4 protein-coding genes are annotated in these 7437 nt (G+C 35.1%); 1 reads left to right on the forward strand and 3 read right to left on the reverse strand.

What is annotated here, in order from left to right; genetic code table 11:
* Positions 1–3036, reverse strand: a 3036-nt coding sequence (locus N4A40_08780; protein ID MCT4661940.1) for an Ig-like domain-containing protein, incomplete at its 3' end; no start/stop codon positions are given.
* A 430-nt stretch (positions 3037–3466) separates the two neighbouring features.
* Between N4A40_08780 and N4A40_08785 the strand changes: the two genes are divergently transcribed.
* Positions 3467–4168 (forward strand): hypothetical protein, encoded by a 702-nt coding sequence (locus tag N4A40_08785; protein ID MCT4661941.1) that lies wholly within the window; start codon positions 3467–3469, stop codon positions 4166–4168.
* Positions 4169–4410: 242 nt separating this feature from the next.
* Here the strand turns inward: N4A40_08785 and N4A40_08790 are convergent, their stop codons facing one another.
* Positions 4411–5601, reverse strand: coding sequence for an SEC-C metal-binding domain-containing protein (locus N4A40_08790; GenBank protein ID MCT4661942.1), 1191 nt, complete (start codon positions 5599–5601; stop codon positions 4411–4413).
* Positions 5602–5802: 201 nt separating this feature from the next.
* Positions 5803–7260 (reverse strand): amino acid permease, encoded by a 1458-nt coding sequence (locus N4A40_08795; GenBank protein ID MCT4661943.1) that lies wholly within the window; start codon positions 7258–7260, stop codon positions 5803–5805.
* Between the last annotated feature and the right edge of the window lie 177 nt (positions 7261–7437).

The raw sequence follows: 7437 nt of genomic DNA on the forward strand, positions 1-7437 counted from the left end.
GAAATACGATGCTTCTGGCTGTGATATAGTTAAATTCTTACCTTCATTTGATGTTATAAATAATATTGCATTTTGATCATCTACGCTCCAAGTAATACTTTGATCTGCCCCAGCTGGCTCTACACTAGCTGTTATGGATGCCCCTGAATCAGATGAGTTTAAAACTATTTTGCCGTTTTCATCTAATCCTGTGATATTTATTGCTGTAGCGTCTGGTGCTGAATTTACAGTTACCGAACATGTATCATATTTCGAATTATCAAAACTACTCGTGGCGACTATAACGGCGTTTCCACTACTTACAGCTGTGATTTTCCCGCTTGTATCCACCGTAGCTACAGAAGGGTTATTTGACTCCCAAGTAACGCTTTTATCTGATGTGTAATCTGGAGTCACCGCTGCTGTCAATGTTCTTTGTTCTCCAATAGAGAGCGTCAAACTATTTTCCGATAAATTAACTCTCGTTGGTTGTCCCAATACTTTTACTTCACATGTCGCTGCCTTTCCGTTATTACTAGTGGCTGTTATCGTTGTTGTATGATATACTGTTTCTCCTTCTATTGTAAAAGTATTAGATGCCGATATCCCTTCTATTTGTCCACTATCGCTAACTCTAACTTTTGATTCATCACTACTTGTCCATACTAGATTTTGGTTAGTTGCTTCTGCTGGCAATATTGTCGCCACTAAGGATTCTGTATCTCCTACGTTTATTGTAATCTCAGTCTGTGATAACGATATACTTTCTACCGCTATATTAGCTGTCACTATCACTGAACACATCGCCATCTTTCCGTTATTGCTAGTTGCTGTTATCGTAACTGGCGTCTCTGATGCTGATACTGCTGTTACTACTCCATTTGTCACTGTTGCTATAGATTCATCGCTACTCGTCCATACTAAAGCCTGTTCTGATTCTGCTGGAAGTACTATAGCATTTATACTCGCTGTTTCTCCTTCTGCTAACGATATGCTTACTTTGTCAAAACTAACACTTTCTACCTCTTTCGGAAAACCATTCACAGTAGTTGTACTCGTTTTTCCATTGTTTGTAGTCGCTGTGATTATAGCTTGTCCCACGCCTGTTATCGTCACTAAACCGCTCTGACTTACCGATGCTACCGATGGGCTTGAGCTTGTCCATACTACGCCCTGATTTGTTGCGTTTGAAGGCAATATAGTTGTTGTTAACTGCCATGTTTCATCTATCATCAAATTTAACTCGGTTTGATCTATGACTATTGTTTCTATTTCTATATCCGCTGGTTTTGGCGGATCTGGTATTGGTATAGCCTCTACAACAATCACTGCACTAGCCGTCTTTCCATTAGCACTAGTTGCTGTTATCGTCGCTTGACCTTCTGCTATTGCATTTACTGCTCCCGCTGAACTAACGCTTGCTATTGATGGCGCATTGCTCGCCCATGTTACACTCTTATCTGCTGCATCTGATGGAAGTACTGCTGCACTAAGATTTCCGTTCTCTCCTACTTTTAAACTCAAACTACTAGGTGATACGCTTATGCTCTCTACTTCTACATCGTCTGAATTTGTTGTAATCACGGCACTCGCTGTTTTTCCATTTATGCTAGTCGCTGTTATCGTCGCTTGACCTTGGGCTATAGCATTTACTACTCCTGACGAAGTGACACTCGCTATTGATGGCGCGCTACTCGTCCATGTTATGGTTTTATCCTTTGCATCTGACGGTTTCACAACAGCTGATAGTGAAATACTTTCTCCTATTTTTATATCCGCACTAGCTTTGCTAAGAGTTACGCTTTCAACTACAATCTCTTCCGCTTTATCTTTATCTTCGTCTTTGTCTTTGTCTTTGTCTTTGTCTTTGTCTTCGTCATCATCATCGTCTTCATCGTCTTCATCGTCTTCATCGTCATCATCGTCATCATCGTCATCATCGTCATCATCGTCGTCGTCTCTATCTCTGCTCTTATCCCTATCGTCTTCTTTGTCTTCATCTCTAGAATTCTCTTCGTCACTTTGCTCTTTGCTATCACCACTCTTATCGTCATTCGAGTTGCTTTGATTCTCCGAATCCTCAGATACAGTTTTTTCTTCTTTCGAATTACTTTCATCATATATTATATTTTTGTTTTGCATTTCTTCAGTATTATCTTGTGGTTGCAATGGCTCGTTTATCTGCTCTTGTGCTTTCTTTTCTTCGTTTATCTTTATCTGTTCTTCAACTTTTTCTAATACCTCTGGCTGTACTCTATCTGGACTCTCTTTTATAGATTCTAATACAAAATCATTAAGTTCTGGCACTTCCCATGAATCTAGTTCTACTTCAACTACTGCTTTTTGATCATTCTGTCCTGTCTGCGGTCTATCTTCGCTCTCAGTTCTAGTAATTGTAGCTTCACGCCCTGGTGTAATTAGTACTTCTTCTTGATTTTCTGTAATAGAGTCTCCTTCTTTTTTGTTTAGTGTCTCTTTCTCAGCTTGATCACGGCTTACCGCTACGACACCTTCTATTACCTTTATATTTGTCCTGTTTCTACTTTTGTCCGAGTTGTCTGATTCGTAAGATCCTTCATCATCAGCCTTTAGCTCTCCTACATAGAATTTTGTTCCTCTAACTCCCATTATCGCTGTAGGTGTCTTTATCTCAAATTTAGAATCTTCTTCTAGTTTTTTGCTTATATCTATCCAAATTTCTCCTGTGGCAAGGCTTATCTTTGTCTTTCCTACGCTATCTCCCATTTTTTCTTTTAGAGTAGTCATTTGGACCATGGTAGACTCGCCAATTTTTACTTCTTTGTATCTGTCTATCTCTAACTTTACCCATGCGTTTGCAGATGTCTCTATGCTATCGCCCTGAGCTAGTGTCATGCCTTTAAATGCACTAAGCCCGCTTTCCTTACCAGCTTGGTACATCTGTACTTCTCCTTCAAATTCAACTATTTTAGCTACAACTTTTTCTTCACCTGCCGCAAATGAAATTGGCGTAGCAGTAATTGTTATTATCGCAATTAAAAGCCACGCCATCAGTCGTTTAATATTTTTTCCCTTCATAAATCAATCAACTCCTATCACTAAAACCCCTAAACACTAAAACATCAAAATACTAGAACATCTAAATACCAAAACATTCAAATACTAAAACATTCAAATACTAAAACATTCAAATACTAAAACATTCAAATGCTAATCAATAAATTCTTCTAAAACATATATTCATTACGTAAACAAAATTTTACTTATTAATTTTCACTGTTATCCTAATTATATAATTCACTTTCATTTCAGTCAATGTGCAAAATATATGAACTTGCTGATAAAAGTATTCTTTTTGTATTTTATTTGTATGTTTTTTGTATGTTTTTATCTCGCTTCATCAAAATACATTATAAACTTCAAAAAAATACATTTATTACATTTACTTTTTCGTATTTTTTCATTATAATTGGTCAATAATTAAATGTATTTGAAGGGAGGTATTCTTATGGATAGAAATTGGGCTATGGAAAAAAAATTAGAATTTAAAAATAAAAAACAAGACAAATCATTTTGCATTAAGTCTTTTTTAAAAACATCTTTTCTGTCAAAGGAAAAAGCAATTTGTCTTTTTTTGTTTACGATTTATATCATCTTTCATAAAAATTTAATATTTTCATTAAGTATGTGCCTAGACTATTTTGAAACCTTTCTTTCATCAGTTTCATTTTTGTCTTTTTTTATATGCTTTGCTGCTACATTTTCTTTTCATTTCAAACCTCTACAGCAAATGTTTTTGTTGGGATTTGTTTTGTTTTTGATGGGAACAGTACTAAGTCTCATAAGATATGATTTTCTTTTAATCGTCTTCAAAGCGTTTGACGGTTCTTCTTACCACGTTGCATCTAAACCTTTGTGGTTTTGGCAAGTTGACATATTACAACTTGTAGGTATAATATACATCTTCTTGGGACTATTTTACACTGTATTCAAATCATCTCTGTGGCTAATACCACTTTCAATGATCTGTGTATATATCCATCCTCTGCTTATAATTCCTATCGCAGGATTAGTGCTTGCAAAATTAAGCATAAGATTTGGATTTGACTTTTTACTTAAACCTATAGACGATGTTTCTTTGAAGTTTAAAATTCTTGGTATCTACAGTACTTACTGGATTATAGTCATTTTTATAAGTTCGATTTCTTAGTAGAACGCAAAAAAGAAGCACTCTTGGGGTTGAGCGCTTCTTTGTGGGGAGACCTAAAGTGACGTAACCCTCTAAGTCACAAAGTGGTGTTGTAACCTAAAGTTTACTTCCTCCGTCTGCTTGTTTAATACCCGATGAAAAAAGTGTTAAACAGTTTTTTTGATTTATATAGTTTTTGTTTTTTAACTTTCCTATCATTTAGCTTTTCTATTGTTTAACTTTTTTATTTTTCCGCTTTTGATCTATTTACCACAACATTTTTTGAATTTTTTACCTGATCCACATGGACAGGGTTCGTTTCTTCCAATCTTCTTCTTTGTGGTACACGAATACACTTCAGAATTTTCTTTTTTAGTGTATTTGTTGAGTTTAGTGCCAAATACCATGTCCGATTCTGCTATAGAATGTCCTTTCAGTATCCAAAGCGGTATATTTACTGCCATTTCCATATACTTTTCTTTAAGCATCTTTCGCTCAAATTCTCGCTCAATTTTAAGATCCCCAAATGATTCTTCAAACATTAAATCAAAATCATATACACTAGTTCGTATATTTTTTATTATTTTTTCAATCAATTCACCAATATGCTCATCAGATAATTCATATCTTCTCTCTAGGTAGTTTTCAAAGTCTTTAACCGCTCTTATATTTCTCATATATTTGATTATAGCTTTTTTATCAAGCATCTGACTCGGCAATAGTTTATAGACTAGAGTTTTATAAAGCTCATTCTCTACATATAGTTTCGGATTATCTATGCTTGGTATCTTATAGTATCCACCTTCTACGTATTCTATTTCAAAGTCCATTTCACTCGCCATTTTAAGAGTATTTTCTAATTCATCCTCTGATAAATTACACCCCTGAAATTCTAATATCTTAAAAAGTGCTTTTCTATTAATTATTCCATATACATTAAGTAGTGATTCTACTTTTCCTACTGTCTCTACATCTATTTCAGCATTATTTGATTCATCATTACTATTGACTGTACTACTATCAGCTCTATTCGGTTTCGATTTAACAATTTCAGCCTCAGTAGCTTCCTTTCGTTCTCGAGCTCTGCAGCTATCAAAATCGTATTCGAATCCATATGCCCCTAATATGAAGTCTTCTTTCGAATTCAAATCTATGGATTCTTCACAAACCTTTATATCTACTTTTTTACGAACATCTATATCGTCATCGTGATCAAACCAAATATCTTTGATTAGATACTCAACACTATCATCAGACAAATCGTTTCTAAGATAAACGTAAGTCCACGCGTCTTTATCTTTTTTTAGTTCTAATTTCAAAAGTCTATAGTCGTTTTTGTTCTCTTCCCCATTTAATTTTTGATCTTTAGATTTGCAAGCTTTTAGATGTCTAAGAATTCCCCTCTTCGAAAAATCTTGCCCGCAAATATTACATACTCCTCTTCCTGTTTCCATGTTTCCTCCCACTGCCCTAATCGTGCTATTTTATTATTCTCGAGCATTTCTTTAACTCGACAATTTTTATCCTTAGACATTATAACACGAAATATCAATTCATGCTAAAATGAAGTGCAGAAAATTAAATAAGTTACCTTAGGATGGTGCCAGGCACCTCCTTAAGGTAACTTATTATAAAAATTATGACACAAAAGATCGTTATGCTATCTTTCTTTGTTTGTGATCATCTTCGTGATTTGTCTTTTTAGCAATACTTGGCAATATAAGTCCAAGTCCCATTAGTACAAATGGAGTAAGTATATTAAGTGCAATTTGGAAATACCATTCGCCAGTGAATGCATCTATTCCTTTTGGGAATATACCCATTATGCAAGCAAATGCTGTAAATGCAAAGCACCATAATCCTACTATAAATCCTGCTTTGTTGTTCTTTAAGAATTTATAATCAGATGTACCACTGTTCTTGAATTTAGTTTTTAACATCATATATGCAAAGAATACCCACAAGTATCTCATTGGCATGACAACAGAGTTAAGATCCAATAACCAGTTAAATAATGTGTTCATATCGCCTATACCAAGAGCTGGTATTATGATTAGTATTCCAACTAATACAGTTACCATTTTGTATCCGTTTATAGGTGCTCCGTATTTGTTTACTTTTGTAAGTGATTTTGGTATGAAGTTCTTGTCTCCATCTCCTAAAAGTACTTTAAGAGGTGCATCTATAGAGAATATAAGTGCAGAAACCTGAGCTGCCACATTGGCAATAGCATATATTATCAAAAGAAGACTTCCAACTCCGTAGTACTCTCCTAACAATTTAAATGCATAATACGATCCATTCATTTTAAGGTCGTCTGGTAAGTTTGCTGAATCAAACATCCATCCCATAGCTATAGAACCTAATATTGCTGATACAGCTACCATTACAGCAAGTGCTATCATTCCTTTTGGGAAATCTTTCGATGGATTTTTTGTGTTGTTTACATATGGTGATATTTTCTCTGCTCCACCTACTGCAAATACGAGCATAGAAATAGTTGTAAAGTACCTAAAATCAAATGTAGGTATAAAGCTCTTAAGACTTATATTTGCTGTAGCAGGCTTGATACCGGCTATGGCAGGTGCGCCCATCATCAATAGTATATATAGTATAGACATCACAAACATAGCTGTACCAGCTATAGTTCCTATTCTCTTTAGTGATGTTATACCTTTAGATGCTACCCATACAAAAAATAGAAATACTGCAAGTGCTATTGATTGTAAGATCATAGGATCCATTGCTTTTATCATGTCTCCATTTTGTTTGAATATCCAGCTACATGCAATCAAAACCCCTTGAGGTTTTTGTGCTAAGTATGGTATGTGTACTACCCAATAAGTCCAACCTGCTAAGTAGGCAAGTTTTGCTCCATTTGTAGATTTGATCCAAGAGCTAACTCCACCTTGTGAATCTTTGAATTCTGCCCCAAGTTCACCAACCATGAGTGCGTAAGGTATGAAGTAAAGTGAAAACATTATGATCCACGATGTAACTACCGCCAATCCTTGGTTAGCGTAGTTTGTTACGACATTACCAAATCCCCATACCATTACAAATGCCATGAGTGCAAGGTTCTGCCAAGTAAGTTTTTTTGCGCTTTCGCCCATTTTTTATTCCTCCTCGAAATAATGCTATTTGATCTATTTGCGCAGTTTAATATAATCCCGGTTATATTTTAGCATTATTTGATTTGGTTTTGGCGAATGTGTATGGCTTGTAAGATGGAATGACGATTTTGTTAGAAAGATGTGGGTATGATTGTTTATTTACCGAAACATTTTTGA

It is taken from the genome of Tissierellales bacterium, from assembly GCA_025210965.1.
Classification (GTDB): Bacteria; Bacillota; Clostridia; order Tissierellales; family JAOAQY01; genus JAOAQY01.

Excerpts from the sequence above, each read along its gene's own strand:
- N4A40_08785 (MCT4661941.1), top strand. The coding sequence starts at position 3,467 with ATGGATAGAAATTGGGCTATGGAAAAAAAATTAGAATTTAAAAATAAA.
- N4A40_08790 (MCT4661942.1), bottom strand. The coding sequence starts at position 5,601 with ATGGAAACAGGAAGAGGAGTATGTAATATTTGCGGGCAAGATTTTTCG.
- N4A40_08795 (MCT4661943.1), bottom strand. The coding sequence starts at position 7,260 with ATGGGCGAAAGCGCAAAAAAACTTACTTGGCAGAACCTTGCACTCATG.